Annotated in this window: 27 protein-coding genes; 8 read left to right on the forward strand and 19 right to left on the reverse strand. The window is 73.3% G+C overall.

Going from position 1 to position 24368, the window contains the following annotated elements:
- Positions 1-3: 3 nt before the first annotated feature.
- The 9 genes from BLU20_RS01230 to BLU20_RS01270 all read right to left on the reverse strand — a co-directional run bounded on the left by BLU20_RS01230 (position 4) and on the right by BLU20_RS01270 (position 8491).
- Entirely contained in the window at positions 4-318 is a 315-nt protein-coding gene (locus BLU20_RS01230) for an STAS domain-containing protein (protein ID WP_029251686.1), read from the reverse strand.
- A gap of 179 nt (positions 319-497) precedes the next feature.
- Entirely contained in the window at positions 498-1427 is a 930-nt protein-coding gene (locus BLU20_RS01235; RefSeq protein WP_172828971.1) for a sugar phosphate isomerase/epimerase family protein, read from the reverse strand.
- An 88-nt stretch (positions 1428-1515) separates the two neighbouring features.
- Positions 1516-2877: a nucleotide pyrophosphatase/phosphodiesterase family protein gene (locus BLU20_RS01240; RefSeq protein WP_157270224.1), complete on the reverse strand. Its 1362-nt coding sequence runs from the start codon at positions 2875-2877 to the stop codon at positions 1516-1518.
- Positions 2874-4052 (reverse strand): metabolite traffic protein EboE, encoded by a 1179-nt coding sequence (gene eboE / locus BLU20_RS01245; protein ID WP_083371279.1) that lies wholly within the window; start codon positions 4050-4052, stop codon positions 2874-2876. Before eboE ends, BLU20_RS01240 begins: the two co-directional genes overlap by 4 nt.
- A complete protein-coding gene (locus BLU20_RS01250; protein WP_083371280.1) occupies positions 4052-4921 on the reverse strand; it encodes a TatD family hydrolase in 870 nt (289 codons plus the stop codon). The genes eboE and BLU20_RS01250 overlap by 1 nt, the downstream gene beginning before the upstream one ends.
- Before the next feature lie 60 nt (positions 4922-4981).
- Positions 4982-5569 (reverse strand): EboA domain-containing protein, encoded by a 588-nt coding sequence (locus BLU20_RS01255; RefSeq protein WP_083371281.1) that lies wholly within the window; start codon positions 5567-5569, stop codon positions 4982-4984.
- A complete protein-coding gene (locus tag BLU20_RS01260; RefSeq protein WP_083371282.1) occupies positions 5566-6456 on the reverse strand; it encodes a sugar phosphate isomerase/epimerase family protein in 891 nt (296 codons plus the stop codon). The genes BLU20_RS01255 and BLU20_RS01260 overlap by 4 nt, the downstream gene beginning before the upstream one ends.
- Positions 6453-7313: an SCO3242 family prenyltransferase gene (locus tag BLU20_RS01265; protein ID WP_083371283.1), complete on the reverse strand. Its 861-nt coding sequence runs from the start codon at positions 7311-7313 to the stop codon at positions 6453-6455. Before BLU20_RS01265 ends, BLU20_RS01260 begins: the two co-directional genes overlap by 4 nt.
- The gene (locus tag BLU20_RS01270; protein ID WP_157270226.1) at positions 7310-8491 is read right to left on the reverse strand and encodes an inositol-3-phosphate synthase; all 1182 of its coding nucleotides are present in this window, start codon (positions 8489-8491) and stop codon (positions 7310-7312) included. Before BLU20_RS01270 ends, BLU20_RS01265 begins: the two co-directional genes overlap by 4 nt.
- A gap of 130 nt (positions 8492-8621) precedes the next feature.
- Here BLU20_RS01270 and BLU20_RS01275 point away from each other — a divergent pair, with 130 nt between their 5' ends.
- Positions 8622-9725, forward strand: coding sequence for a polyprenyl synthetase family protein (locus tag BLU20_RS01275; RefSeq protein WP_083371284.1), 1104 nt, complete (start codon positions 8622-8624; stop codon positions 9723-9725).
- 75 nt (positions 9726-9800) lie between these two features.
- Positions 9801-10823 (forward strand): zinc-binding dehydrogenase, encoded by a 1023-nt coding sequence (locus BLU20_RS01280; protein WP_197675401.1) that lies wholly within the window; start codon positions 9801-9803, stop codon positions 10821-10823.
- Positions 10824-10879: 56 nt separating this feature from the next.
- Here the strand turns inward: BLU20_RS01280 and BLU20_RS01285 are convergent, their stop codons facing one another.
- Together BLU20_RS01285 and BLU20_RS01290 are read right to left on the reverse strand one after the other, a co-directional pair.
- A complete protein-coding gene (locus BLU20_RS01285; protein WP_029251683.1) occupies positions 10880-11182 on the reverse strand; it encodes a DUF5808 domain-containing protein in 303 nt (100 codons plus the stop codon).
- 80 nt (positions 11183-11262) lie between these two features.
- Positions 11263-12276: an ABC transporter permease gene (locus BLU20_RS01290; protein ID WP_197675402.1), complete on the reverse strand. Its 1014-nt coding sequence runs from the start codon at positions 12274-12276 to the stop codon at positions 11263-11265.
- 85 nt (positions 12277-12361) lie between these two features.
- On the opposite strand from BLU20_RS01290, the gene BLU20_RS13980 reads away from it, so the two are divergent.
- Both BLU20_RS13980 and BLU20_RS01300 read left to right on the forward strand, forming a co-directional pair.
- On the forward strand, positions 12362-12985 hold the full coding sequence (locus BLU20_RS13980) for a TetR/AcrR family transcriptional regulator (protein WP_083371287.1): 624 nt from the start codon (positions 12362-12364) through the stop codon (positions 12983-12985).
- A gap of 79 nt (positions 12986-13064) precedes the next feature.
- Positions 13065-13298 carry a hypothetical protein gene (locus tag BLU20_RS01300; protein ID WP_029251680.1) on the forward strand — a complete coding sequence of 78 codons (234 nt, stop codon included), beginning with the start codon at positions 13065-13067 and terminating at the stop codon, positions 13296-13298.
- 41 nt (positions 13299-13339) lie between these two features.
- On the opposite strand, the gene BLU20_RS01305 is transcribed toward BLU20_RS01300, so the two are convergent.
- Positions 13340-13828 (reverse strand): DUF1269 domain-containing protein, encoded by a 489-nt coding sequence (locus tag BLU20_RS01305; RefSeq protein ID WP_083372861.1) that lies wholly within the window; start codon positions 13826-13828, stop codon positions 13340-13342.
- A 99-nt stretch (positions 13829-13927) separates the two neighbouring features.
- Positions 13928-15244 (reverse strand): FAD-dependent oxidoreductase, encoded by a 1317-nt coding sequence (locus BLU20_RS01310; RefSeq protein WP_083371288.1) that lies wholly within the window; start codon positions 15242-15244, stop codon positions 13928-13930.
- 79 nt (positions 15245-15323) lie between these two features.
- Here BLU20_RS01310 and BLU20_RS01315 point away from each other — a divergent pair, with 79 nt between their 5' ends.
- The 4 genes from BLU20_RS01315 to BLU20_RS01330 all read left to right on the forward strand — a co-directional run bounded on the left by BLU20_RS01315 (position 15324) and on the right by BLU20_RS01330 (position 18274).
- Positions 15324-15671, forward strand: a complete 348-nt coding sequence (locus BLU20_RS01315; protein WP_083371289.1) for an ArsR/SmtB family transcription factor — start codon at positions 15324-15326, stop codon at positions 15669-15671.
- An 8-nt stretch (positions 15672-15679) separates the two neighbouring features.
- Complete coding sequence (locus BLU20_RS01320) at positions 15680-17338, forward strand: DHA2 family efflux MFS transporter permease subunit (RefSeq protein WP_083371290.1); 1659 nt, start codon at positions 15680-15682, stop codon at positions 17336-17338.
- A gap of 84 nt (positions 17339-17422) precedes the next feature.
- The gene (locus BLU20_RS01325; RefSeq protein WP_029251675.1) at positions 17423-17605 is read left to right on the forward strand and encodes a hypothetical protein; all 183 of its coding nucleotides are present in this window, start codon (positions 17423-17425) and stop codon (positions 17603-17605) included.
- A 36-nt stretch (positions 17606-17641) separates the two neighbouring features.
- Entirely contained in the window at positions 17642-18274 is a 633-nt protein-coding gene (locus tag BLU20_RS01330) for a TetR/AcrR family transcriptional regulator (protein ID WP_083371291.1), read from the forward strand.
- A gap of 10 nt (positions 18275-18284) precedes the next feature.
- On the opposite strand, the gene BLU20_RS01335 is transcribed toward BLU20_RS01330, so the two are convergent.
- The 6 genes from BLU20_RS01335 to BLU20_RS01360 all read right to left on the reverse strand — a co-directional run bounded on the left by BLU20_RS01335 (position 18285) and on the right by BLU20_RS01360 (position 24228).
- The gene (locus BLU20_RS01335; protein ID WP_083371292.1) at positions 18285-19121 is read right to left on the reverse strand and encodes a hypothetical protein; all 837 of its coding nucleotides are present in this window, start codon (positions 19119-19121) and stop codon (positions 18285-18287) included.
- Positions 19118-20038, reverse strand: coding sequence for an ABC transporter ATP-binding protein (locus BLU20_RS01340; RefSeq protein ID WP_083371293.1), 921 nt, complete (start codon positions 20036-20038; stop codon positions 19118-19120). Before BLU20_RS01340 ends, BLU20_RS01335 begins: the two co-directional genes overlap by 4 nt.
- Before the next feature lie 91 nt (positions 20039-20129).
- Positions 20130-20798: a response regulator gene (locus BLU20_RS01345; protein WP_083371294.1), complete on the reverse strand. Its 669-nt coding sequence runs from the start codon at positions 20796-20798 to the stop codon at positions 20130-20132.
- Positions 20795-21964 carry a sensor histidine kinase gene (locus BLU20_RS01350; RefSeq protein WP_083371295.1) on the reverse strand — a complete coding sequence of 390 codons (1170 nt, stop codon included), beginning with the start codon at positions 21962-21964 and terminating at the stop codon, positions 20795-20797. The genes BLU20_RS01345 and BLU20_RS01350 overlap by 4 nt, the downstream gene beginning before the upstream one ends.
- Before the next feature lie 73 nt (positions 21965-22037).
- A complete protein-coding gene (locus tag BLU20_RS01355; RefSeq protein ID WP_083371296.1) occupies positions 22038-22310 on the reverse strand; it encodes a hypothetical protein in 273 nt (90 codons plus the stop codon).
- 184 nt (positions 22311-22494) lie between these two features.
- Entirely contained in the window at positions 22495-24228 is a 1734-nt protein-coding gene (locus tag BLU20_RS01360; RefSeq protein WP_083371297.1) for a cation:proton antiporter, read from the reverse strand.
- Positions 24229-24368: the final 140 nt, after the last annotated feature.

The following is a 24368-nucleotide window of genomic DNA, read 5'->3' on the forward strand; positions in this document are numbered from 1 at the left end:
TCCTCAGTCGTTCAGGATGAACAGCGTATCGACTCCGCTCAGTCGCAGCAGGTCGACGACTCGCGCGGGTGCTCCGACGAGCACCGGCGGCGTCGGCTTGTGCTCCGCAGCGGTGTACAGCAGCCGCAGGCCGCCGGAGTCGATGAAGGTCACGCCGCTCAGGTCCACGGTCAGTGGCTCGTCGGCGGTCTCGAGGAGGTGGTCGGTCAGCACGTGGGCGACCTCGCTCTGCACGGCGGCGTCCACCTCGCCCCACATCTCCCAGTGGGCGCGGGTCGGGTCGACCCGGACGCCGCCAAAAGTCTTGTTGTCGTTCATCTTCACCTTTTTTGCACGATCCAGAGGCTGCGCTGTCTTCACAGCCGCACCAATAGTGCCTGATCCCGGGGGCCGGTGGTGAATCCGCTGCCCGGAGCCCCGCCCGACGAGCCATGGGCCGAACCATGGGACGACGGCCCCGCACACCGAGCGTGCGGGGCCGTCGGGCGGTCGGGCCGTCAGTAGGTGAACGACGTCAGGAAGTCGAAGCTGTCCTGCGCGAACTCGGCATCGGCGGGAGCTCCGTCCCGCTCGACGACGTACAGCTTCACCTTGCCGTGCGCGGCCTCCAGGATCGGGGCCCAATCCATGTCCCCCTCGCCGACGTCGCCCGGGATCCCGCGCGCATCGCCGTTGAGGTCGCCGTCCTTGATGTGCAGGAGCTCGACGCGGTCGCCGTGCTCTTCCAGCAGGGCCGCCACGTCGACGCCGGCGTCGGCGGCCCAGAAGGTGTCGAGCTCGAAGGTCACCCAGCGGGGGTCGGTGTTCTCGACGAGGATCTCCCAGGCGCTCTTCGTCTCGCCCGTCACCGGGTCGGCGTACTGCGTGGTGAACTCCGACTGGTGGTTGTGCCCGAAGAACTTGCCGGTGCCGTTCTTCTTCGACCGCTCCCCGAGCCGGTTCATCGTCTCCGCGGTGGCGAGGACGTTCTCGTAGCCGCCACCGATGCCCGGAGCCGCGAAGCCTCCGGACCCGACGTACTTCTGCCCGAGGTCCTTGGCGTCGTCGAGCGTCGCCTCGAAGGTCGCCTCCGACGTCCCGCCGTGGGACGACGGGGCCTTGAGGCCGTACCCCTTCAGCACGTCCCGGAACTCGGCCGCGGAGTAGTCCTCGTACGACCCGAACCCGCCCGGGGCCCCGAACGGCTCGACGTTGCGGTACCCGATCTCGTCGAGCTCGGCGAGCACGCCGTCGATGCCGACCTGCCCCTGCCAGCTCAGGTAGCTGTAGAGCTGGATCGAGATCTTGCTGGCCGGCACGCTCCGCCCCTCGCCGGACTTCCCGGGCGGGGCTGCCGCTGCACCGGCGCCTGCGAGCACGGTGCCGGCCAGGACGGCCGCGGCGGCGGTCGCGCCGAGGGTGCGACGGAACTTCGTGTTGCTCTGCATCATTCCTCCACGTCGTTGTGCGGTGTGGTGCGGGTGCCCCCTGCGGGGGTCCCTTCCTGGTGAAGCGCACCAGGAGTCTGTGGGCTCGTCACTCCGACGCCAGCCGGACGAGCAGGTCCCGGACCTCCGTCGCCGCGAGCGCCCCGGGACCGTCCTCGGCCACGGAGCAGAGCAGCACGGGGCCGTCCTCGGGGTCGGCCGGGAGCCGGCCGTGCGTTCCGCGCACGGGAGCGGGGTCGAGCGGCACGACCCGCATCGTCGACCGCAGGCCCAGCTTCTTGCGCAGAACGTGCAGCCCGGCCCGCGCCTTGGCCCAGCGGTCGGCGGGGTCCCAGAAGAGCTCCGCGGGGTCGTACCCCGGCTTCTTGTGGATCTCGACGGACCGCGCGAAGTCGGGGGCCCGGGCGTCGTCGAGCCAGTAGTAGTAGGTGAACCACGCGTCGGGCTCGGCGACGAGCACGAGGTCGCCGGCACGCTCGTGGTCGAGCCCGTGGCGTCGGCGTCCGTCGGCGTCGAGCACCTCGTCGACACCCTCCACGTCGGCGAGGAGGTCCCGGACGAGCTCGAGGTCGGCGGGGTCGTGGACGTACACGTGCGCGACCTGGTGGTCCGCGACGGCGAAGGCGCGCGACGTCCAGGGGTCGAGGAGCTCGCCCGTTGCGTTGGTGTGGACGGTCAGGAGCTCGGCCCGGCGCAGCACGCGGTTCACGTCGACCGGCCGGCGCGCCGGCGTGATGCCGTACTCGCTCAGCGCGACGACGGTGGTGCCGGCCCGGCGCGCGTCGTCGAGCAGCGGCGCCAGGACGTCGTCGACAGCACGGGCGGCCGCCACCGCCTCGGGACCGTCGGGGCCGTACCGCTGCAGGTCGTAGTCCAGGTGCGGCACGTAGACGAGCGTCATGTCGTGCTCCGGCATGACGTGCCGGGCGGCGTCCACGATCCACTGCGACGACGCGATGCCGGCCGTCGGGCCCCAGTAGGTGAAGAGCGGGAACGGGCCCACGGCCTCCGTGAGCTCGTCGTGCAACTCCGGGGGCCACGTCCAGCAGTCGGGGTCCTTGCGACCGTCGGCGTGGTAGACGGGCCGCGGCGTGATCGTCGTGTCGGCGCTCGACCCCATCGCGTACCACCAGCAGACGTTCGCCACCCGGTAGTCGGGGCGCTCGCGGCGGACGGTCTCCCAGACCTTCTCCCCCGCGACGAGCCGGTGGTGCTGGCGCCACAGCAGCGGCTCGCCCAGGTCGCGGAAGAACCAACCGTTCCCGACGGCGCCGTGCTCGGCGGGCAGGGTGCCGGTGAGGAAGGTCGACTGGGCCGAGCACGTCACGGCGGGCAGCACCGTGCCGAGCTCCGCCTGCCACCCCTGCCGCGCGACGGCGCGCAGGTTCGGCATGTGCTCCAGCAGCCGCGGCGTCATGCCGACGACGTCGAGGACGAGCAGCGCGCTCACAGTGCCTCCAGCCCGAGGTCGGTCAGTCGGGAGCGGGTCCAGTCCAGCTCGGCGGCGATCCCGGCCACCAGACCGTCGTCGTCGACCGGCCGCAGGCGCGCCGGCAGCACCGACCAGGTGTACGTCTCGGTCTCCAGGTGGTCCACGACCGGGTGCTCCCCGCCGACCAGACGCGTCAGGGCGTCCGTCAGGACGTCGGTGGTCGAGGCGAGCGGTGCCTCCGGTCGCTCGTGCAGCGGGACGTGGACGTGGACGCGCCAGGGGCCGTCACCGGGCAGCGCGGCGACCGACGTGACTCGGCCCAGCGCGTCGGGGAGGTCGTCGCGGCGCACGACGCCGGACGCACCCTGCTCCCGGACCTGGTGCAGGAACCGCGCCTCGACGAACTCCTCGAGTGCCGCGAGCGCCGCCGGGTCGTGCGGGTCGGGACAGTGCAGGGCGGCGGAGACCTGCGTCTTGACGACGGGCAGCCCGGCAGCGTCGAGCGCACGGAGCGCCTCGGCCGGGTTCTCGAACTCTGTCGCGACGTGGCAGAGGTCGAGGCAGGCGCCGATCCACCGCGGGTCGACGCCGTCGAGCTGCCGGACGAGGTCTTGCGCCGTCTCGGCGACGCAGCCGGGCTCCGGCTCGACGGCGACCCGGATCTCCCGGCCGGTCTCCTCCTGGAGCGCCGCGAGCTCGGACGAGAGCCGGTCCAGCCGCTCCCGCGCCGCACGCGACCGCTCGTCGTCCCAGGGCTCGCGCCAGCCGAACGGGAGCGTGGAGATCGAGCCGCGGGCGACGTCGTCGGGGAGAAGATCTGCCAGGACGCGCGCGCAGGCGAGCGTGTAGTCGAGCCGCTCGTCCGTGGTCCAGTCGGGCCGGTAGACGGCCTTCTTGACCACCGGGGCGTGAAAGTTCCCGTACGGGAAGGCGTTGACCGTGACGACCTCGAGCCCTTCGGCGGCGAGTGCGGCTCGGAGGGTGGCGAGGCGGTCCGGCGCACCGGCGAGCTCGACGGCGGCGCTCGCCGGGAGCCAGAGACCCAGCCCCAGGCGTTCGGTGCCCAGTCGGCGGCGCACCGGGCCCGCGTAGCGGCGGAGCTGGTCGAGGAGGCCGTCGACGTCCTGCGCCGGGTGCACGTTGGTCCCGTACGAGACGTGCACCGCGGTGCCGTCGGGGTGGCGGAACCTCATCAGCGGGCGGCCGGGACGGCGCGCTCGCCGCGCTGGACGGAGTTTCCCGCGAACTCCGGCGCCTCGGGCTCGGCGGCGTCGAGCAGGAGGCGCCCGCTCTGACCGTAGAAGGCGACGGGGTTGCGCCACAGCACCTGGTCGACGTCGTCGTCGGTGAAGCCGCCCGCGAGCATCGCCGCCCCGGTGTACGCGGTCTTGAGCGGGTCCGAACGCCCCCAGTCGGCGGCCGAGTTGACGAGCACCCGGTCCGTGCCGCGCCGCCGGAGGATCTCGACCATGCGCTTCTCGTCCATCTTGGTGTCCGGGTAGACGGAGAAGCCGGCCCAGCACCCTGCGTCGTCGACGATGTCGACCGTCACCTCGTTGAGGTGGTCGACCACGACCATCTCCGGTGGCACCCCGACGTCGCGCACCAGGTCGAGGGTCCGACGGGTCCCGGCAGCCTTGTCCCGGTGAGGCGTGTGGACGAGCACGGGCAGTCCGTGCTCCCCGGCGAGCTCGAGCTGACGCACGAAGACGGACTCCTCGGCGTCGGTCATCGAGTCGAAACCCACCTCGCCGACTGCGACGACGCCGTCCTTCTCCAGGTACCGCGGGAGCAGGTCGAGCACCGGGAGGCACCGGGGGTCGTTGGCCTCCTTCGGGTTGAGCGCGATCGTCGCGTGGTGGGCGATCCCGAACTGGGCCGCACGGAACCGCTCCCAGCCCAGCAGGGCGTCGAAGTAGTCGACGAAGGACCCCACCGACGTCCGCGGCTGGCCGAGCCAGAACGCCGGCTCGACGACCGCGCGCACCCCGGCGGCGTGCATCGCCTCGTAGTCGTCGGTCGTCCGGGACGTCATGTGGATGTGGGGGTCGAAGATGCGCACGGGTACTCCTCGGTCGGGGCCACGTCGTCGTGGCCGGGTTCTGGTCGGGTGGCGGGTCGGTCAGCGGGCGCCGAGCAGCGAGCGCGCGTCATCCGGGATCTCGCGCCCGGCGGCCTCGCGCTCGCGGACGTAGGCGTCGACCATCCGGTCGAGCTCGGCGTCCCGGCGACGGTCGAGGTCCACGACGGCGTCGGTCGGCACCCCGGTGAACAGGCACTTGAGCACACCGTGCCGCCAGGCCTCGTCGTCGAGGTGCTCGGCGGCGTACGCACCCATCGCGGCGGCGACGAGCCGGACGTCGTTGGTGCGCAACGCGTCGAGGAGGAGCGGGACACCCCGGGGCCCGACGTCGAGGGCCGGCAGCGCGAGCAGTACGGCCCGGCGCTCGTCGGCGTCGCCGTCCGTGTAGAGGTCGGTGGCGACCCGGGCCGCCGTCGCGGCGTCGACGTCGCGGGTGGCGGCGAGCAGGAGCCTGACCCGGACCTCGTCCTCCACGCGCCCGCCGTGCGCCGTCGGGCCACGACCGACCGTCCGGGCCGCACGCGCGGACAGCAGGGCGAGGGTCTCCGGGGACAGCGACACCTGCTCGAGCTGGGGTTCCAGGAGCGCCTCGTGCTCCGGAGCGAGCGTCGTACGGGTCGGGATCATCGAGAGACCTCCAGGTCGGCGGGACGGACGGACGGCGGGCGGACGGCGACGCCGGCCTGCTCGGCGGCGGCGCGAAGGGCGGTCGCACTCTCGGCGGCGATCCGCGCGCCCGCGTGCGAGTGCCGGGGCAGCTCCACGGCGGCCAGCCCCGCGTAGCCCACGTCGTCGAGGGCGCGCAGCACCCCCGGCAGGTCGACCTCTCCGGTGCCGAGCTCGAGGTGCTCGTGCACCCCACGGACCATGTCGTCGACCTGCACGTGGGAGATCAGGTGGCCCACGCGACGGATCACGTCCGGTCCCGGCGCGTCCTCCACGCAGGTGAGGTGACCGACGTCGACGGTCAGGCGCAGGCCTGCCGGGTCACCGAGCACCGTGCGCAGCTCGACCAGGTCGCCGACCCGCTCGACGACCATGCCGGGCTCCGGCTCGAAGGCCAGGGTCACGCCGGCCCGCTCGGCGAGCGGCAGCACCTGCTCCAGCCCGGCGAGCACCCTCTCCCGGCCCACCCGGACCGGCACGCCGGGCGGCAGGACGCCCGACCACAGGTGCACCACCGGTGAACCCAGGTCCTGCGCCACGCGGACCGCCGTCCTGAGGAGATCCACCCGGCGCTCGCGGCCCTCGTCCGAGACCAGGGTGGGTTCGTGCTTCCGGCGGGGGTCGAGCAGGTACCGGGCGCCGGTCTCGACGACGACCTCCAGACCGTGGCGGTCCAGGAGGCTCGCGACCGCCCGGGTGCGGTCGGCGAGTCCGGGCGCGAGCGGATCGAGGTGCATGTGGTCGAGCGTCAGGGCGACGCCTCCGTAGCCGAGCTCCGCGAGCAGCGCGAGAGCGTCGGGCAGCCGGTGGTCGGCCAGCCCGTTGGTGCCGTAGGCCAGCGTGGTCACGTGAAGCTCACCGCCCGGGCTGCCCGGCGTGCCAGCGGCACGGCACCGAGGAGGCACGCAGCGGCGACGACCGCACCGCGTCCCGCGACCAGCGACGCCTGCAGCGGCACCATCGCGCGGATCCCCGCGCCCGTGGCTCGCCGGGCGCGCTGCGCGTCCGGCGACTCGTAGGCCTCGCGCTGCGCCGGAAGCACGGACACGGCGTAGACGACGGCGAGCGCTGCTCCTGCGACGACGGCCGTCGGGCCGCGCCGGCCGCGCACCGCCAGGGCGCCCGCACCGGCCGCGACGGCCGCGGTCGTCGCCACGGCCGCACCGGCGACGGTCGGGGTCGTTCCGTGCACCTCGCCGCGGGCCAGCGCGGTCACGGCCAGGGTGTGCGCCCCGACCACCCCGGCGGCGGGCAGCGCCCGTGGGGAGCCGGCCGCGCCGAGAAGCACGTCGAGGGCACGGGTCGACGCCATGACGACGGGACCTGCGGGTGTCGGCTTGGCGACGACGTCGTAGGTCCAGACGGCCGCGGCGAGGCAGGCCGCGACGCCCAGCGCGCGCGGTCCGGCGACGGCAGCGGCACCCAGGCCGACGCCGGTCAGCACGCCGGCCGTCGCGAGCGCCTGACCGGGGGTGACCCGGCCGGAGGGGACGGGGCGCTCGGGCCGCTCGGTGGCGTCGAGGTCCCGGTCCGCCCAGTCGTTCAGAGCCATCCCGGCCCAGTAGAGCGCGATCGAGGACACGGGCAGTGCCGCCGTCCGCGCGCCGCACGGCCATCCGGCGGCGGCGGCCCCGGCCAGAGTGTCACCGGGGACGGTCAGCGCCGCGGGCAGCCGGACGAGCTCGGCGACGTCGGCCCACCTCACGGGGCGTCCGCGTGTGCGCCCAGCGTCGCGCACCAGCGCGTCAGGGCCGTCCACTGGTCGGCGAGCGCGTGCTCGGTGGACCCGAGGGGCTCCTTGAAGAAGAACCCGAGGGCCGCGACCGCCCCCTCCTCGCCGCGCTCGTGCGCGCGGGCGAGCAGCCTGGCCAGGTCGAGGACGAGCGGTGCGGCGAGCGCGGAGTCGCACCCCTCCCACGTGACCTGCATGCGCATGCGGGTCCCGAGGAACCCCTCGAACGTGACGTGGTCCCAGGCCGTCTTCCAGTCGCCCATGTCCGCGACATGGTCGATGCGGACGGGGCCCTCCACGGGGTACCCGAGGATCGCCTCGACGGCCATCGCCTTCGTCGCGGTCTTGCTGGCCGCGGCCGCGGGGTCGGCGAGCGTGCGGCCGTCACCGCCCCCGAGGATGTTGAAGGCGGACCAGGACCGGACCTCGAGCGCGCGCGTCGCGAACATCGGCGCGAGCGTCGTCTTGAGCAACGTCTCGCCGGTCTTCCCGTCGCGTCCGGCCCAGGGCACGTGGCACTTCTTCGCCAGTTCGACGAGCGCCGGAGTGTTGGGGCCGGTGGACGGGGTGAACGCGACGAGCGGGCAGCCCGCGTCGAACGCGGCGTAGGCGTAGAGCGAGGACGCCGGCACCGGGGCTGCGCCGGCGTCCAGCAGGGCGTCGAGCTCGGCGAGCGACGCGACGTCGTCGGCCTCCGGGACGGGCGGCTCTGTGCTGGAGACGTCGACGACGACCACCCGGTCGAGGCCGTGCTCGGCGCGGAACGTCCGGATGTCGTCCGCGAGCCGGTCGACCGTCGCGCGGTCGGCCGCCCCGTCCGTGCCAGGGCGGACCCGTGCGTCCACGGCGGCGAGGTCGTCGCGGACGGCCGCGACCGTCGCCACCGGGAGCACACCCGTCGCCGCGAGGTCCTCAGCCCGCTCGACCATGCTTCCGCCGACGTCGTGCCCGCCCACGACGATCCCGTCGAGGGGTGGGAGCCCGGCACGGGCGACCTGTGGCAGCTCGCTGACCAGGCCGGTCGTAGGCGCGAGGCCGCGGAGCAGCGCGAGAGCGCCGACCGTGGCGGTGGTGGCGACCGACCCGCGGGCACCGATGAACCAGACGCCCGTGCGGGGCGTCGGGCTGATGACATCGTCGTCATTGACCATGGCTGCACGCTACGCCACTTCTGCCTTCTGTCAAGCAAATGTCGGCACCCTTTTGCTCCGTCGTATACACCTTTTGCGTTTCGTGCTTCACTACCGTGGGTAGGCGACGACGCCGACCGGAGGGACCGCCATGACGCTGCTCCAGCCCGCGAGCCGTGCCGAGCCCGTCGACGCGACGGACACGACACGCGCCCTGCTCCTCGCGGCCGTCGACCGTGCCCTCGTCACCCACCGCCCCTCCCCCGTCTCGCCCGCGGTCGACGAGGTGTGGGCCCTGCTCGGCGACACCGCACGCGGCGGCAAGCACCTGCGCGGCAGCACGCTCGTGGAGATCCACACGGCCCTCGGCGGCTCGCACCCCGACGCCGCCGCCTCTCTCGCCGCTGCCACCGAGATCCTGCACGCCGGGTTCCTCGTCCAGGACGACGTGCTCGACCACGACGTCGTGAGGCGTGGCCGCCCCAACCTCGCCGCCCGCACCGCAGCGACCGCCCGCTCGGCGGGAGCCGGCGACGCCGCGGCTGCCGCGTGGGCCGAGGGTGCGGGCATCCTGGCCGGCGATCTCGCCATCAGCACAGCCTGGGCCGAGGTCGCCCTCCTCCCCGAGGGCGCGTGCCGGACGGCGGTCGTCCGCCTGCTCGCCGACACGGTCCGCGAGACGGTCTGCGGCGAGCTCGGCGACCTCGCGCTCCAGCACGGGCTGGACGCCGAGTCGCCGCGGGCCCGCACGGTCGTCGCGCGCGCCAAGACCGCGCGGTACACGTTCACGTGGCCGCTCGTCGCGGGCGCCCTGCTCGCCGACGCCGACGACGACGTGCTCCTCACCCTCCGTCGGGCCGCCGACGAGCTCGGGCTCGCGTACCAGCTCACCGACGACGTCGCGGGCGCGTTCGGCCCCGGCGTGCCCTCCGACCTGCGCGAGGGAAAGCAGACGACGCTGATCGGGCTCGCCACCGGGCACCGGGCCTGGGCCGGCGTCGCGGAGCTGCTCGGCGATCCCTCGCTCGACACCGAGGGAGCGGCACGGATCCGCGCCGCCCTGCTGACCTCCGGCGCCGTCGACGCGACGGCCGACCGGGTGCGCACCGCCCTGCGGGAGTCCCGGTCGCTCGGCCGGAGGGCCGGGGGTGCAGCCGTCGTCGTCTGCCGTCTCGCCGACCGGGTCGAGGCGTTGCTCGAGGACACGCTCGCGACCCGCGTCGCGCCCGTTCGGGGCGCGGAGATGTCAGGCTAGGGAGGTTCGGTGGGCCGATCCCCGTGGCCCGACCCCGGTCTCCACCCGAGACCGCACGACAGAGACGAGAGATCCTTGCGAGCAACAGTCATGTACGGCGCCGGCGACGTCCGCGTCGAGGAACGACCCGATGCCACCGTCCAGGAGCCGACCGACGCCGTCGTGCGCGTGACCCTGGCCTGCGTCTGCGGCTCGGACCTGCACCCGTACCGGTCGAAGCCCGCCTCGCAGAAGGGCAGCCCGATGGGCCACGAGGCGATCGGCGTCGTCGAGCAGATCGGCTCGGCGGTGACCGGCGTGGACGTCGGCGACCACGTCGTCGTCCCGTTCGGGTTCTCGGACAACACCTGCGACATCTGCGCGGACGGGTTCCACACCGCCTGCCCCCACGGCGGCTTCATCTCCGGTGCGCAGGCCGAGCTGCTGCGCGTCCCGCAGGCCTCGGGCACGCTCGTGCCGTTCCCGGCCGACGTGGACCCGGCTCTCCTGCCCGCTCTGCTGACGCTCTCGGACGTGTACCTCACCGGATACCACGCCGCGTTCGTCGGCCAGGTCGGCCCCGGCAAGACCGTCACCGTGATCGGCGACGGCGCGGTCGGCCTCTCCGCCGTGCTGGCGGCGAAGCAGATGGGTGCTGAGCGGATCATCCTCATGGGCCGTCACGAGGTCCGCACCGACCTGGGCCGGCGTTTCGGCGCCACCGACGTCGTCGCGGAGCGCGGCGAGGCCGGGGTGGCCCGGGTCCGTGAGCTGACGGGTGGCGCGGGGACGCACGTCGTCCTCGAGGCCGTCGGCCACATGCCTGCGTACGAGCAGGCGTACGGCGTGGTCCGCTCGGGCGGCGTCATCTCACGCGTCGGCGTCCCGCAGTACACCGACGCACCCGTCGGCTCCGCGTCCCTCTGGGGCCGGAACATCACCCTCAACGGTGGTCCGGCACCGGTGCGCGCCTACCTGGAGGAGGCGATCCGGCTCGTGCTCGACGGGACGATCGACCCGGGCGTCGTCTTCGACGCCGAGGTCTCGCTCGACGACGCGGCCGAGGGCTACCGCCTCATGGACTCGCGCGAGGCGCTCAAGGTGCTCGTGCGGCCGTGACGCACGCCTGCCGGGCCGGGAGTCCCGGCCCGGCAGGCGCGTCGTCGAGCATCTGGTCAGCCGTCGACGACGTTCTTGGCCACGGCGACGACGCGCCCGACGTTTACGGTCCACCCGACGCCGAACACGTGCGGGCTGAGGATGTGCGCGTTGTCCGGGTCCCAGACCCGGCTCTTGACCCGCTCGACGGTCGGCATCCGGAACTCGTACGGCACGAACCCGGCGACCGTCCCGTGCCAGGTGCGGTCCTGCGGGTCCTTCTGCAGCTCCTTGGTGACGGCTGCGACGACCAGTGCGAACGCGACGGTCTTGTACAGGCGGGCGACGCCGCTCTTCTTGCGGGTCTTCTCAGCACTCATCAGGTCCTCCAGGGTCGGGTGCCGACCATCCTGCCGTGCGTGCGGGGGCAGGTCCACACAGGCCGCCGGGATCCGTCGGATCAGAGCTCGGTGCCGCTCCGTCGCGAGCGCGCGACGCCGGCCGCGAAGAGCACGAGGCCGATGACGATCCACCCGCACAGGACCAGGATCGGCCCCAGGCTCGCGGCGCCGTCGAAGTAGGCGACGTTCCGCAGCAGCGTGTCCATGGCACCCGGCGGCAGGAGCTGGCCGACCGCACCCCAGGGCTGGGGGAGGTACTCAGGAGCGGTCGTGATCCCGGAGAGCGGGTTGCCGAGCAGCACGACGATCACGGCACCGACGGCGATCCCCGGGGCTCCGAGCAGTCGCTCCAGGCCGAGGACGAGCATGCTCGTGGCGCCGATCCCGAGGCTGGCCGCGAGCGCCGTGAGCGCGTACGGCCCGTCGAAGGTCCCGAACCCGTACTGAAGCACCGCGGTCAGTGCGAAGCCGCCGACGAGGGCAAACCCGGCTGCACCCGCGATGCGGCGGGTGGGCCCGTGCAGGAGCGCGATGCACGCAGCGGCCGCGAGGAGCCCGCCGATCGCGAGCGGGAGCGAGCCGGCCGTCAGGCCGACGCCCCGCGGGTCGTCTTCCGGCAGCGGGACGACGTCCTCGACGGTGACCTGCACACCGGCGGAGGCGCCCAGCTGCTGGCTCGCCTGCGTCAGCATCGAGGCCACGCTGTAGCTCGCCGCGGAGGCGGTCTGGACGGTGACTCCGTCCTGCCCGAGCACGAACGCCCCGTACACCTCTCGATCCAGGATCATCTGCTCGGCGGCGTCGGCGTCGGCGGCCGTGACGAGGTCGAGCGCACCCGGGGCGGCCTGGTCGATCGAGTCCTCGATCGTCGCGACCTGCTGGTCGGGACCCACGATCGCGACGGGGACGTCCTGCGGCGAGGACTTCACCGAGGGGAGGGCGAACGCCGTGAGCATCACGAGGAGGACGGCGCAGAGCCCGCCCACCACGAGGGCGACGCGGGACCAGCGCGACGGCGCGGGGCGGCCAGCCGGGTCGGGGACGGGGGTGGCGGTGGTTTCAGCCGTTGACATCGAGCCTCCATGAAGAATTATAGATACGCCCCGTATCTTACACGCCCGGTACGGTACACAAGGAGTACGAGGCAGAGGAGACCAGGTGGTCGAGCAGAAGCGCCGACGGGACGAGGTCCTGACGGCGGCCATCCGCGAGGCGACGCGCGCCGAGCTCGACGACCACGGGTACGCCGGAGTCACGTTCGAGGGGGTCGCGCGCCGGGCGCGGACCAGCAAGCCCGTCCTCTACCGCCGCTACCGCTCCCGGGCACACCTCGTCTCCGACGCCCTCGGCTCAGCCCTGCGGTCGTCGTTCACGACCGAGACGTCGGGCGACCTGCGGGCCGATCTCCGGCGGACGCTCGGCCCGCTGCTGACACAGGTCAGTGCGGTCGGGTCCGCGACGCTGCGCGCGCTGCTCGGCGAGGCCGACCAGGAGCTGCTCTCCGAGGTCGCCGAGCTGAACGGGGAGGTGGCGCGCTCCTCGATCCGGTCGGCGCTCGCGGCGGCGGCGGAACGCGGCGAGATCGGCCCCACCCCGGTCCCGGACACCGCGCTGCTCACGCCGGTCGCCCTCCTGAGGTTCGCCATCATCAAGGGCGGGCCGATCCCCGACAGCTACCTGGACGACGTGCTCGACGACGTCCTCCTGCCGCTCTTCACGACCCTGGCCGCCCGCGCGAACCCCGTGACCCCGGACGACGCGGCCGGCCCCTCGGTGCCGTGACCCACCCGACCGTGTAGGGGTCCTGTGAAGACCGGCGCCCCGGGGCGAGTCCGGCCCCGCGGCGACGGACAATGGTCCGGTGCGCGACACCGAGACCCCTATCTTCGACGCCCTCGCCCACGAGTTCGAGGCACAGCGTCCCCTGCTCCACGTCGCCCGTGCACTCGGGGGCGACGCGCTCGGCGACCCCTTGTCCACGACGCAGGTCAGCGCCGTGAGCTACTCGACGGCGGTCGAGCGAGCGCACCTGCCACGCCGGAGCCGACGCAGCCAGCGACCCGGGCACGGTGCCGGCGACCGCTACGCCGGCTAACGCCGCGCTCAGCCCCCCGCGGCCACGGCGACCCCGGCGGTTCAGCGACCGCCGAACGACTGCAGCAGGAGCGCCTTCTCCTCCTCGGTGAGGTTGGCGTCCACGAGGGTCGCCCCGACCCCGTGCAGCCGCTCGGCGAACCGGTCGACGTCACCCTGCTCGGTCACGAGGAACAGCGCGGACGTGCCGGGCTTCACTCCCTCACGGATCCGCTCGATGTCCTCGGAGCGCAGCCCGATGCCGCTGAAGAGCCTGCTCAGCCCTCCCACCGCTGCGCCTGCCGCGGCACCGACGAGCGGGACGAAGAACAGGCCGCCGAGGAGGAGGCCCCAGAAGGCACCCCACCCGGTGCCGCGCTTCGCGTCGTCGTGCCGGACGTCCGTCTCCGGCTTGTCGGCGCTCTCGGGCCAGCGCACGACGGCGTGGTCGATGACGGTCACCAGCTTCTCGCTCGCGGCGTCGCGGACGATGGCGTTGGCGTCGTCCGCGCCGTCGACCGTCTCGAACGTCCAGGCAGTGAATCGGGCCACGATCTCCTCCTTCTGGCGGGCGCTCGGCCGCCCGCTCCCGAGCAGCACTGTGCCCCGGACCGCGCGGGGGCGCGACCCGGGGCACAGCCAGGGGCTGGTTCAGCAGCAGCTCGAGGACGCCGCTCCCGCGGGGACCGGGACGTCCTTGTCGTCGTCGACCGGGCCGTCGGCGGAGCAGACCCCGGTCGACGGCAGGTTGAGCTCGACGGCGTCGGCCGCCTGCCGGTCCCCGGCGAGCGCGGCGACGACGGACCGCACCTGCTCGTACCCGGTGGCGAGCAGGAAGGTCGGCGCACGACCGTACGACTTGGAGCCGACGACGTAGAAGCCCTCGTCGGGGTGGCGCAGGAGCGCCTCCCCGTGCGGCCGGACGGTGCCGCACGAGTGCTCGTTCGGGTCGATGAGCGTCGCCAGGCCGCGTGGTGCCTCGACCACGGGGTCCAGGTCGAGGCGGACCTCCCGGAGCATGGCGAGGTCGGGCCGGAACCCGGTCGCGTTCACGATCGCGTCGACCTCGACGGAGGCCTCCTCGTCGCGGCGGCGGCCTCGCACGAGCACCCCGTCGCGCGCGAGGACGAGCTCGTCGATCGTCACGTGGGTGGCCAGGGTGATCGCGCCGGACTCGACCGCGGCGCGCAGCCGCTCCCCGAGGTGGCCGCGCGCCGGCAGCTCGTCCGCACCGCCACCGCCGTAGAGGCGTCGGGCGGACCCGCCACGGATCGCCCAGGTGATCTCGGTGTCGGGCTCAGACTCCGCGAGCTCGACGAGACCGAGCAGGGTGTTCGCCGCCGAGTGTCCGCGTCCGACGACGAGGGTGCGCCGTCCGGCGAAGCGCTCACGGTCGCGCCCGAGGACGTCGGGCAGCGGTCCCGTGACGAACGCGGAGGCCTCCTGCTCGCCGACGGCGGGGATCCCGCTCGCACCCAACGGGTTGGACTGCCCCCAGGTGCCGGTCGCGTCGACGACGGCGCGGGCGAGCAGGTCGCGCTCGCCGTCGGCGTCGCGGACACGCAGACGGAAGGGTCGGCGCGCGCGCCCGAGGGAACGGGACCGGTCGGCGCCGTCGCGGGTCACGGCGAGGACGCGGACGCCCGTGCGGACGTGCGGGGCGATCGCCGGGGTCTGTGCCAGGGGCCGCAGATACCGATCCACGAGCTCGGCGCCGGTCGGCAGCACGTCGGCCTCGGGCTCGACCCACCCCGTCGGGGCGAGGAGCCGACGGGCGACGGCGTCGACGTCGTACTGCCAGGGCGAGAAGAGCCGGACGTGGCCCCAGGCGGCGACCGCGGCGCCGACGTCCGGCCCGCTCTCGAGGACGAGGGGTTCGATCCCCCGCTCGACGAGGTGGGCGGCCGCGGCGAGACCGACCGGGCCACCACCGATCACGACGACGGGAAGGTCCTGGGGCGTGCTCATCTGAGCTCCTCGTATTGAAAACCGTCAATCTGACATGGCCAACGTATCCATAGATGTCGATGCGTGGCAAGATGAAGGGATGACCGCTGCTCCGCCCCGTACGCCCCGCGTGTGCTGCGGCGTCGTGGGGGCCGTCGACCCGGCGGCCGCCCAGGACCTCGCCCAGGGCTTCAAGGCGCTCGCCGACCCCGCGCGCGTCCAGCTCCTCGCCCTGGTCGCCACGGCCGCCGAGGGCGAGATCTGCGCGTGCGACCTCACCGGCCCGCTCGGGCTCGCCCAACCGACCGTGAGCCACCACCTCAAGATCCTGGTCGGCGCCGGACTCCTGGAGCGCGAGCAGCGCGGACGCTGGGCGTACTACTCGCTCGCCCCCGCGGGCCTCGAACGGCTCTCCGCCGCCCTGAGAGGTACCGTCGAGGCGACCTGAGGAGTCGCATGACGTCACCGCACGACCCGGAAGCCACCGCCCGGCCCGACCACCGCTGGCGTGCCCTGCTGGTCCTCGCGACCGCCTTGTCGATGATCGTGATCGACGGGACCATCGTCAGCGTCGCGCTGCCGGTCATCATCGACGACCTCGGGCTCGACCTCATCGACGCGCAGTGGGTCAACGCCTCCTACGCCGTCGTGTTCGCGGCACTCCTGCTGACCACCGGACGGCTTGGCGACCGCCTCGGCCGCCGCAAGATGCTCGTGATCGGCGTGCTGCTCTTCACGGTCGGCTCGCTCCTGGCCGCCGTCGCGGGCGGAGCAGAGGCGCTGATCGGCGCCCGCGTCGTCCAGGGTCTCGGCGGTGCGCTCGTCCTGCCCGCCACCCTCTCGACCGTCAACGCGACGTTCCGCGGCAAGGACCGCGTCACCGCGTTCGCCATCTGGGGCGCCGTCATCTCCGGCATGGCCGCCGTCGGGCCGCTCCTCGGCGGGTGGCTCACGACGTCGTTCACCTGGCCGTGGATCTTCCTGGTCAACCTCCCGATCGGCGCGCTCGTGCTCGTCGGGACCTTCCTGTGGGTCCCCGAGACCCGTGCTCACATCACCGAGCCGGGGCTCGACGTCCTCGGCCTCCTGCTCTCCGCAGGTGGCTTCGGCGCTCTCGTCTTCGGGCTGATCGAGGGCCAGACCCTCGGCTGGTGGACGCCGGACACCGCGCTGAGCATCTTCGGCCTGACCTGGTCCACCGACGCACCGGTCTCGGTCGTCCCGGTGGTTCTCGCGCTGGCCGTGATCATGCTGGTGGGGTTCGTGGCCTGGGAGCGGCACCGTGCCCGCGTCGGGCGGTCCGCGCTCCTGGACCTCTCCCTGTTCTCGATCCCGACGTTCCGGTGGGGCAACCTGACCGCGATGACGGTTGCCGTCGGCGAGTTCGGCATCATCTTCGTCCTCCCGCTCTTCCTCGTGAACGTGCTGGGCCTGTCCACGATGGGGGCAGGACTCGTGCTCGCCGCGATGGCGCTCGGCGCCTTCTTCTCCGGCGCCATGGCCCGGCACCTGGCCGCGGCGGTCGGCGCGCCGATGGTCGTCGTGATCGGGCTGCTGCTCGAGGTCGTGGGCGTGATCGCCGTGGCCTTCACGGTCACGCCCACGACGTCCGCGTGGCTGCTGGCCGCGCTCCTCGCCGTCTACGGCCTCGGCCTGGGCCTGGCGTCCGCGCAGCTCACCGGGACCACCCTCTCGGAGGTCCCGGCCGAGCTCTCCGGCCAGGGGTCGGCCACCCAGTCCACGGCACGCCAGGTCGGGTCCGCGCTGGGGACGGCGTTCGTCGGGGCAGCCCTCGCCGTCGGGCTCGCGACGGCGGTCCCGGCCGCGATCGACGAGGTCGCCGACGTCCCCGCCGGCGTCCCCGCCGGCGTCAGCGAGCAGCTCACGACGGCGACGACGGACTCCGCGGGCAGCGTCATCAGCGAGCTGCGCTCCGAGGGGACCGACAGCCCTGCCGGGGACGCCACTCCCCAGGTGGTCGACGCGCTCTCCGAGGGCTTCGCCGACGCGACCCGGGCGTCCTTGCTGGTGGCCGCCGCGTTCCTGTTCCTGGGCCTCGCGGGCTCGGGGCTCGTGGTCCGCGCATCCCGGCGAGAAGTCGTTACCAAACCGTGATGTAAAGTCGCGTGCGAATCGTGCTGCCCGAACGTCCTAGTTCATAGAGGCCGCAGCAGCTCGGTCCTGAACAAGGAGGACGGCATGAACACCGCACCGACCCACGACGAGGTTCGCGAAGCTCTGATGTGGGCGATCGACAACGACCACCGCGCGCTCGTACGCCACCGCACCGCCCACCACCTCGCCCGGACCGACTCCGCACGCCTCGCCGCCGACGAGGACCTCGTCGAGCGCTGGCCCGGCCACCGCCTCTGCTCCGCCTGACCCCGTCACCCTCGGCATCGGGGGTAGCCTCACCGCATGGCACGAGGCAGACGACCCGGAGACGCCGACACCCGGGAGCAGATCGCCGAGGCCGCTCGGCTCCGCTTCGCCGAGCTCGGGTTCGACCGCACCACCCTGCGCTCCGTCGCCACCGACGCCGGGGTGGACCCGGCACTGATCAGCCACTACTTCGGATCGAAGGCCGAGCTCTTCGCGACCGTCGTCGACCTCCCCGTCGACCCGTCGGTCGTCATCCCGCGGATCGTCGCCGGCGACCCGGGCACCGCAGGAGAACGACTGGCCGTCTTTGCCCTCGACCTGCTGACCGACGAGGCCAAGAGGACCCGCATCGTCTCGATCGTCCGCTCCGTGACCTCGGCACCCGAGTCGGCCGCGATCATCCGCGAGCGCCTCACCGCCGAGCTCCTCGCCCCCCTCGCCCGCGCGATCGGGGCGGACCAGCCCGAGTACCGCGGATCGCTCCTGATGTCGCAGATCGTCGGGCTGACGCTCGCGCGCGCCATCGTCCGGATCGAGCCGCTCGCGTCGGCAGACCCGCGGTCGGTCGCCGCGTCCGTCGCCCCCGCGCTGCAGCACTACCTGACGGGGCCGGTCCGTCCGCCCGACGACGCGGGGGCTCCGGGGAGTCAGGACGGCTCGCCGTCCTGACTCCCCGGGTTCAGGCGTCCCGTCGGACCAGACCGACCGCCGCCCACACGAGCGCCGCGACGACCCATGCGACGAAGACCGCGACCCCGCCGGCGGCCGACAGCATCCCGTCCGGCGGCACGACCGCGGTGAACGAGCTCGCCGCGTTGGACGGAAGGTATGCGAGCACGCCGTCCCACTCCTCCGGGACGATCATCGACGCGAGCTGCGGGAGCACGATCACGACGCCGACGAGCGTGCCGATCGAGGCGGCGACACTGCGGAACGCGACACCCAGGCACAGGCCCAGCACCCCGACGCCCACGAGATAGCCGGCCGTCCCGAGCACCGCACCGAGCACGCCGTCGTCGGTGATGGCGACGGTCTCCTTGCCGGCGGCGTCCAGCAACGGCATCCCGGCGGTGAACGCCATGGCGCAGGAGAGCAGCACCGTCGGTGTCAGGACGGCGACGAAGCACAGGACCTTCGCGCCGAGCGTCCACAGCCGTCGCGGAACCGCGGTCAACGTCGTCCGGACCATGCCGGACCCGTACTCGCGCGCACCGATCATCGCGCCGAGCACGCCGATGATCAGCAGCGCCAGCCCGGACCCGCCGAGCACGACGGACAACGGTTCGGAGAGGTTCGGCGCTCCTGGCGGGAGGGTCTCCGGGATCTCCTCGGTGCCCGCGACGACGGACGAGGCGACGACGCCGAAGACCACCATCGACCCGACGGTCGCCACGAGGAACCACCAGATCGACCGGATCGACGTGAGCTTGATCCACTCGTGGCGCACCACGTGGCCGAACGTCAGGCGCAGCGACGCGTGGTCGACGGCGCGGGGGGAGGTCGTGGCGGCGCTCATCGGGGTGTGTCCTCTCGTCCTCCGCGGTACGTCACTGCGCCCGCGGTCATGTCCATGAATGCCTGTTCGAGCGACGGCTCCACGGTGTGGAGCTGGTGCAGGCGCACGCCGTTCTCCGCGGCCACGTCACCGATCCGCTCCGCCGCGACGCCCGTGACCTGCAGGACTCCTGGCTCCGCCGACGTCACGACCACGCCGTCGTCGGCGAGCAGCTCCGCGAGCCGCCCGCCGTCGGGCGAGACGACGTCGACGCGCTCGCCCGCGGCCCGGTCGATCATGGCGTGCAGCGGTTCGTCGGCCAGGATGCGCCCCTGCCCGATCACGATCAGGTGCTCGGCGGTCATCTGCATCTCGCTCATCAGGTGCGAGGAGAGGAACACCGTCCGCCCTTCGGCGGCAAGCTGCTTGAGCAGCCCGCGGATCCAGAGGATCCCGTCCGGGTCGAGGCCGTTCACAGGCTCGTCGAGCATCACGACGTCGGGGTCCGCGAGCAGTGCCGAGGCGATACCCAGGCGCTGACCCATGCCGAGAGAGAATCCGCCCGCGGGTTTGCGGGCGACGTCCGTCAGTCCGACGAGCTCGAGCACCTCGTCGACGCGGCCGTCACCGATGCCGACGGTCGCGGCGATCGCACGCAGGTGGTTGCGTGCCGACCGCCGCCCGTCGACGGCCCGCGCCTCGACGAGTGCGCCGACCTCGGCGATGGGCGCCACGGCGTCCTGGTACGGACGGCCGTTGACGGCGACCGTCCCGGACGTCGGGCGGTCGAGTCCCAGGATCATGCGCATCGTCGTGGACTTCCCCGCCCCGTTGGGGCCGAGGAATCCGGTGACGACACCCGGGCGGACGGTGAACGTGACGTCGTCGACCGCGACGACGTCCCCGTAGGTCTTGGTGAGGTTCTGGACCTCGATCATGGCTGCTCCGGTCGGTGGGAAGTGGTGCTGCGACCAGCATCTCGCCACGCCCGCGCCGTGTCGTCACCCCCGGGGAGCAACTATGGACGTACTACGGCTGCGGTACGTCTCCGCCGAGCCCGCCCCGGAACGCGACGACGACGAGCTGGGCACGGTCCCGCGCCCCCACTTTCACCATCGCGCGGTTGACGTGCGTCTTGGCGGTGTGCGGGGAGACCACGAGCCGCTCCGCGATCTGCTCGTTGCTCAGCCCCTCGGCGACGAGTGCGACGACCTCACGTTCGCGCGGCGTCAGCGCGTCCAGCGCCGCGGTGTCGGGCCGCGGCTCGTCCGCACGTCGGCGGTAGTTGGCGACCAGGGCGCGTGTCGCCGTCGGCGACAGCAGGGACTCCCCCGCGGCGACCGTCCGGATGCCGTCGAGCAGCGTCTGAGGCCGCACCCCCTTGCCCAGGAACCCGCTCGCCCCGACGCGGAGCGCGTGCAGGACCTGTTCGTCCGCCTCGACGGTCGTGAGCACGACGACGCGGGTACCGGCCAGCTCCGGCAGGGCGCAGATCTGCTCGGTCGCCTCGAGACCGTCGGTCCCGGGCATCCGGATGTCCATCAGGACCACGTCGGGCCGGGCGGTACGCGCCAGACGAACCGCCTCGGCGCCGTCGGACGCCTGCCCGACGACCTGCAGGTCGTCCGTGCTGTCGACGAGCGCGGCGAGGCCCGCCCGGATCAGCTCCTGGTCGTCCACGATCAGGACCGTCGTCATCCAGACCCCCTCCGTATCGGCAGGTACGCCTCGAGGACGAACGTCCCCGCGACGGACTCCGCGCGCATCGTGCCACCCACCGCGGTCACGCGCTCACGGATCCCGACCAGACCGTACCCGGACCCGCCCGTACGACCAGCACCGGTCGGGTCCGGGTTCTCCACGCGCACCCGGAGCTCGACGGGCGACTGCTCGACGAGGAGCTCGGCGCGCCCCGTGCCGTGCTTGTGCGCATTGGTCAACCCTTCCTGGACGATCCGGTAGGCGGCGTGGTCGGCGAGCGCCGGGAGCTGTTCACGCGCACCGCCCCGCTGCAGGTTCACGAGCAGCCCGGTCGCCCGGCTCCGGTCCACGAGCTCGTCGAGGTTCGCCAGTCCCGGCGCAGGGCGCGTCGCCGCGTCGTCGTCCGCGGCGTCCCGCAGGACCTCGAGCAGGTCTCCCAGCTCGGCGAGCGCCGTCTCGGTGGCCGACTGCACGTGGCCGAGCGCGGTGCGCGCCGCCTCCGGACGTGACTCCATCAGGACCTCGGCGACCCCTGCCTGGACCCCGACGACGGCGACGTGGTGCGCGAGCACGTCGTGGAGCTCGCGCGCGATCCGCAGTCGTTCCTCACCGACCCGGCGCGCCGCCTCCTCCTCGCGAGTGTGCTCGGCGCGAGCAGCCCGCTCCTCCGCGGACTCCACGACCGCCCGCTGGGCCCGGACGGCGATCCCGACGGCCGTCACCATCCCGCACCACCCGAACAGGCCGACCACCTGGACGTCTCCCCAGGGTTCCAGGCCCGCCGTCGCGAGCGCGAGCGTGAGGACGCCGACCTGCGCCAGCGCGCCGGCGACCGCCCGTCCCCAGGTCACACGGCTCGCGACGGTGAACAGCGCGACGAAGGCCGGGCCCACCGGGGTCGCGATCCCGCCGCCGACGACGACCGACGTGGCCGCGATCAGGGTCGTCACGACCAGGACGGCCACGGGTGCCGTCCGGCGCAGAACCAGCGCGGCACAGCCGATCGCGAGGGCGGTCAGCTCGGCCGCCGTCACCGCGTCGACGAGAGGCGGAGCGAGCGCGCGGGGAAGGCCGACGACGAGGAGGACGGCGACCGCGAGCACGGCGTCCGCGGCCACCACGTGGGTCCGCCAGACGTGCCGGAGGCGCGTGAACGTGTTCACGGCTGCACGCTACGTGCGCCGGGCCCGACGCGCCTCCGGCACGACGCGCGGATACCCGCGCAGGCGTAGGGCGTCAGGCGACGAGCTCGACCTGCGCCTCGCGCTCGCGTCCGGTCCCCCGGGTGCCCGCCGCGTCGCGGCCGGCAGCGATGAGCGCACAGACACCGGAGACGACGAGGGCCAGCACCGCGGTCGCGGCCGCGGCGACGGCGACTCCCCCGAGCCCGGCGTCGGCGAAGACGCTCCCGATCTCGGACCCGCCGGAGACGGACATCCCCAGGACGGCTCCCACCGTCACGAGTGCGGCTCCGAAGACGACGGACAGGGTCGAGAGTGCGTTGGGCACGTGGCTCCTCAGGCTCGGCCCACGAGAGGCTGCACGGACCAGGGCGGCCGGACGCCGGGGCGACGAGCGAAGGTGCTGTCAGCACGGACCGGGAACCCTGGATCAACGGGCAGCACACCAGCGGGCGACAACAGATCCTGGCCAGCGTAGCGACCAGGGTGGCGCGTGAACAGGGCGACGTCGGTCACTCCGGGCCGTCAGGCCCGGCGGTGAGCCGCGCGCTGATCTCGTTCGCGTCGAGCACCGCGAGGGCCGCCGAGAGCTCGGAGGAGTCGAAGGTGCCGAGCGACCGCGCCTCGAGCAGAGCCTCGCGCTGCGCCTGGATGACGCGGATCTGCAGCTCGAAGATCTGTGCGGAGATCTCCCGCGGGACGATCTCCGCACCCTCGGCCGTGCGGCGCGCGACGCGGGCGCGGATCTTGCCGAGCACCGCAGGGTTGAACTCGCTGCCGTCCGCCCGACGAAGGTTCTCGTCCTCGAGCACGTCGGCCACCGCCCGGTTCATGACCTGCATGAGCGCGTCGCGCTCGTCGCCGTCACCGTCTGCAGCGCCACCGAGCCCGAGCCGGTGGACCACCCAGGGCAGGGTCCCGCCCTGGACGAACAGCGTGCCGATCGCGACGACGAACGCGATCAGCAGGAGCAGGGGCCGCTGAACGGTGTCGGAGGGCAGCGTCTGGGCGGCGGCCACGGTCACGGCACCGCGCATCCCTGCCCACACCAGGACGGTGCCCTCCCGCCAGCCGAGCGGGGCCGCGGTGACGTAGTCGATGTCGGCGAGCCGGCGGCTGAGCCGACGTCGGCCGTGGTCGATGCGCCGCCCCGTGCGCTCGTCGTCGAACCGCTCGTCCGCCCGCATCTGCTCGACCCTGCGCTCCAGCTCGACCCCGAACTCCTCGACCCGGGGTCGTTCGGCACGGCTCTTGCGCGCCCGTCGCGACGCCCCCAGCAGCAGCGGCGCGACGTACGCGGCCCGGACGAGGACGATGACGAGCGCCGCGAGCGCGGCGAGGCCGATCGCGCTCGCGATGCTCCCGTGCGTCTGCCGGACGTCCTCGACCGTCTCCAGCAGCTCGAGCCCCAGGATCAGGAAGACGGCGCCCTCGAGCAGGATCTCGACGGTCTGCCAGTTGGTGCGCTCCGAGAGACGGTCCGTGGGCGTCAGGAATCGCGGTGCCCCCTGCCCCACGACGAGTCCGGCCGTGACCGCCGCGACAAGACCCGAGGCCTCGAGCGCCTCGGACGGGAAGTAGGCGACGAACGGCGTCGCGAAGGAGATGACGGTGCTCGGCGCGGGCTCCGGCAGACGACTGCGGATGCGCAGGCTGACGTTGCCCACGAGGTATCCGACCACCCCGGCGACCGCGACGGCGAGGACGAAGTCGCCCAGGACCTCCCAGAACGAGACGGAGACGGCGGTGGCAGCGATCGCGGTGCGCAGCAGGACGAGGGCCGAGGCGTCGTTGAGCAGCCCCTCTCCCTCCAGGATCGTGACTATCCGGGGCGAGACCCCGAGGCGACGGACGATGGACGTCGCGACGGCGTCGGTGGGGCTGACGACCGCACCGAGCGCGACGCCCGTCGCGAGGTCGACCCCGGGGATCAGGCTGCTGAAGATCGCCCCGAGGACGAACGACGTGATCACGACCAGCGCCACGGACAGGCCCGCGATCGAGCGGAAGTCGCGGCGGAAGTCCATCGTCGGCATGGAGACGGCCGAGGAGTAGAGCAGCGGGGGCAGCACACCGGCGAGCACGATCTCCGGCTCGACCTCGACGGGCGGCACCCCGGGCACGAGGCTGAGCCCGACGCCGAAGAGCACGAGGAGGAGCGGGGGCGCCACGCCGACCCGGGGGCCGAGGACCGAGACGCCGACGATCGCGAGCACCCCGACCACGGCCACGAGCGCGTAGTCCATCAACCGTCTCCCTCTGCCGACCGCACGGATCTAGACCTTGACTACCACGCCGCCTCGACGACGGCGCGACGGAGGACGGCGGGGTGTCCCGGGAATCCCCGGGCCGCGCGCGGGGTTCTCTCCAGACCACCGAGCGAAGG

The organism is Paraoerskovia marina, assembly GCF_900105445.1.
Taxonomy (GTDB): Bacteria; Actinomycetota; Actinomycetes; order Actinomycetales; family Cellulomonadaceae; genus Paraoerskovia; species Paraoerskovia marina.

Bases quoted from the DNA above. Each gene is read 5' to 3' on its own strand.
- BLU20_RS01310 (WP_083371288.1), bottom strand. From the start codon at position 15,244: ATGAGCACGCCCCAGGACCTTCCCGTCGTCGTGATCGGTGGTGGCCCG.
- BLU20_RS01290 (WP_197675402.1), bottom strand. From the start codon at position 12,276: ATGTCAACGGCTGAAACCACCGCCACCCCCGTCCCCGACCCGGCTGGC.
- BLU20_RS01325 (WP_029251675.1), top strand. From the start codon at position 17,423: ATGAACACCGCACCGACCCACGACGAGGTTCGCGAAGCTCTGATGTGG.
- BLU20_RS01235 (WP_172828971.1), bottom strand. From the start codon at position 1,427: ATGCAGAGCAACACGAAGTTCCGTCGCACCCTCGGCGCGACCGCCGCC.
- BLU20_RS01345 (WP_083371294.1), bottom strand. From the start codon at position 20,798: ATGACGACGGTCCTGATCGTGGACGACCAGGAGCTGATCCGGGCGGGC.
- BLU20_RS01230 (WP_029251686.1), bottom strand. From the start codon at position 318: ATGAACGACAACAAGACTTTTGGCGGCGTCCGGGTCGACCCGACCCGC.
- BLU20_RS01275 (WP_083371284.1), top strand. From the start codon at position 8,622: ATGACGCTGCTCCAGCCCGCGAGCCGTGCCGAGCCCGTCGACGCGACG.
- BLU20_RS01315 (WP_083371289.1), top strand. From the start codon at position 15,324: ATGACCGCTGCTCCGCCCCGTACGCCCCGCGTGTGCTGCGGCGTCGTG.
- BLU20_RS01340 (WP_083371293.1), bottom strand. From the start codon at position 20,038: ATGATCGAGGTCCAGAACCTCACCAAGACCTACGGGGACGTCGTCGCG.
- BLU20_RS01335 (WP_083371292.1), bottom strand. From the start codon at position 19,121: ATGAGCGCCGCCACGACCTCCCCCCGCGCCGTCGACCACGCGTCGCTG.
- BLU20_RS01255 (WP_083371281.1), bottom strand. From the start codon at position 5,569: ATGATCCCGACCCGTACGACGCTCGCTCCGGAGCACGAGGCGCTCCTG.
- BLU20_RS01330 (WP_083371291.1), top strand. From the start codon at position 17,642: ATGGCACGAGGCAGACGACCCGGAGACGCCGACACCCGGGAGCAGATC.
- BLU20_RS01270 (WP_157270226.1), bottom strand. From the start codon at position 8,491: ATGGTCAATGACGACGATGTCATCAGCCCGACGCCCCGCACGGGCGTC.
- BLU20_RS01320 (WP_083371290.1), top strand. From the start codon at position 15,680: ATGACGTCACCGCACGACCCGGAAGCCACCGCCCGGCCCGACCACCGC.
- eboE (WP_083371279.1), bottom strand. From the start codon at position 4,052: ATGAGGTTCCGCCACCCCGACGGCACCGCGGTGCACGTCTCGTACGGG.
- BLU20_RS01360 (WP_083371297.1), bottom strand. From the start codon at position 24,228: ATGGACTACGCGCTCGTGGCCGTGGTCGGGGTGCTCGCGATCGTCGGC.
- BLU20_RS01285 (WP_029251683.1), bottom strand. From the start codon at position 11,182: ATGAGTGCTGAGAAGACCCGCAAGAAGAGCGGCGTCGCCCGCCTGTAC.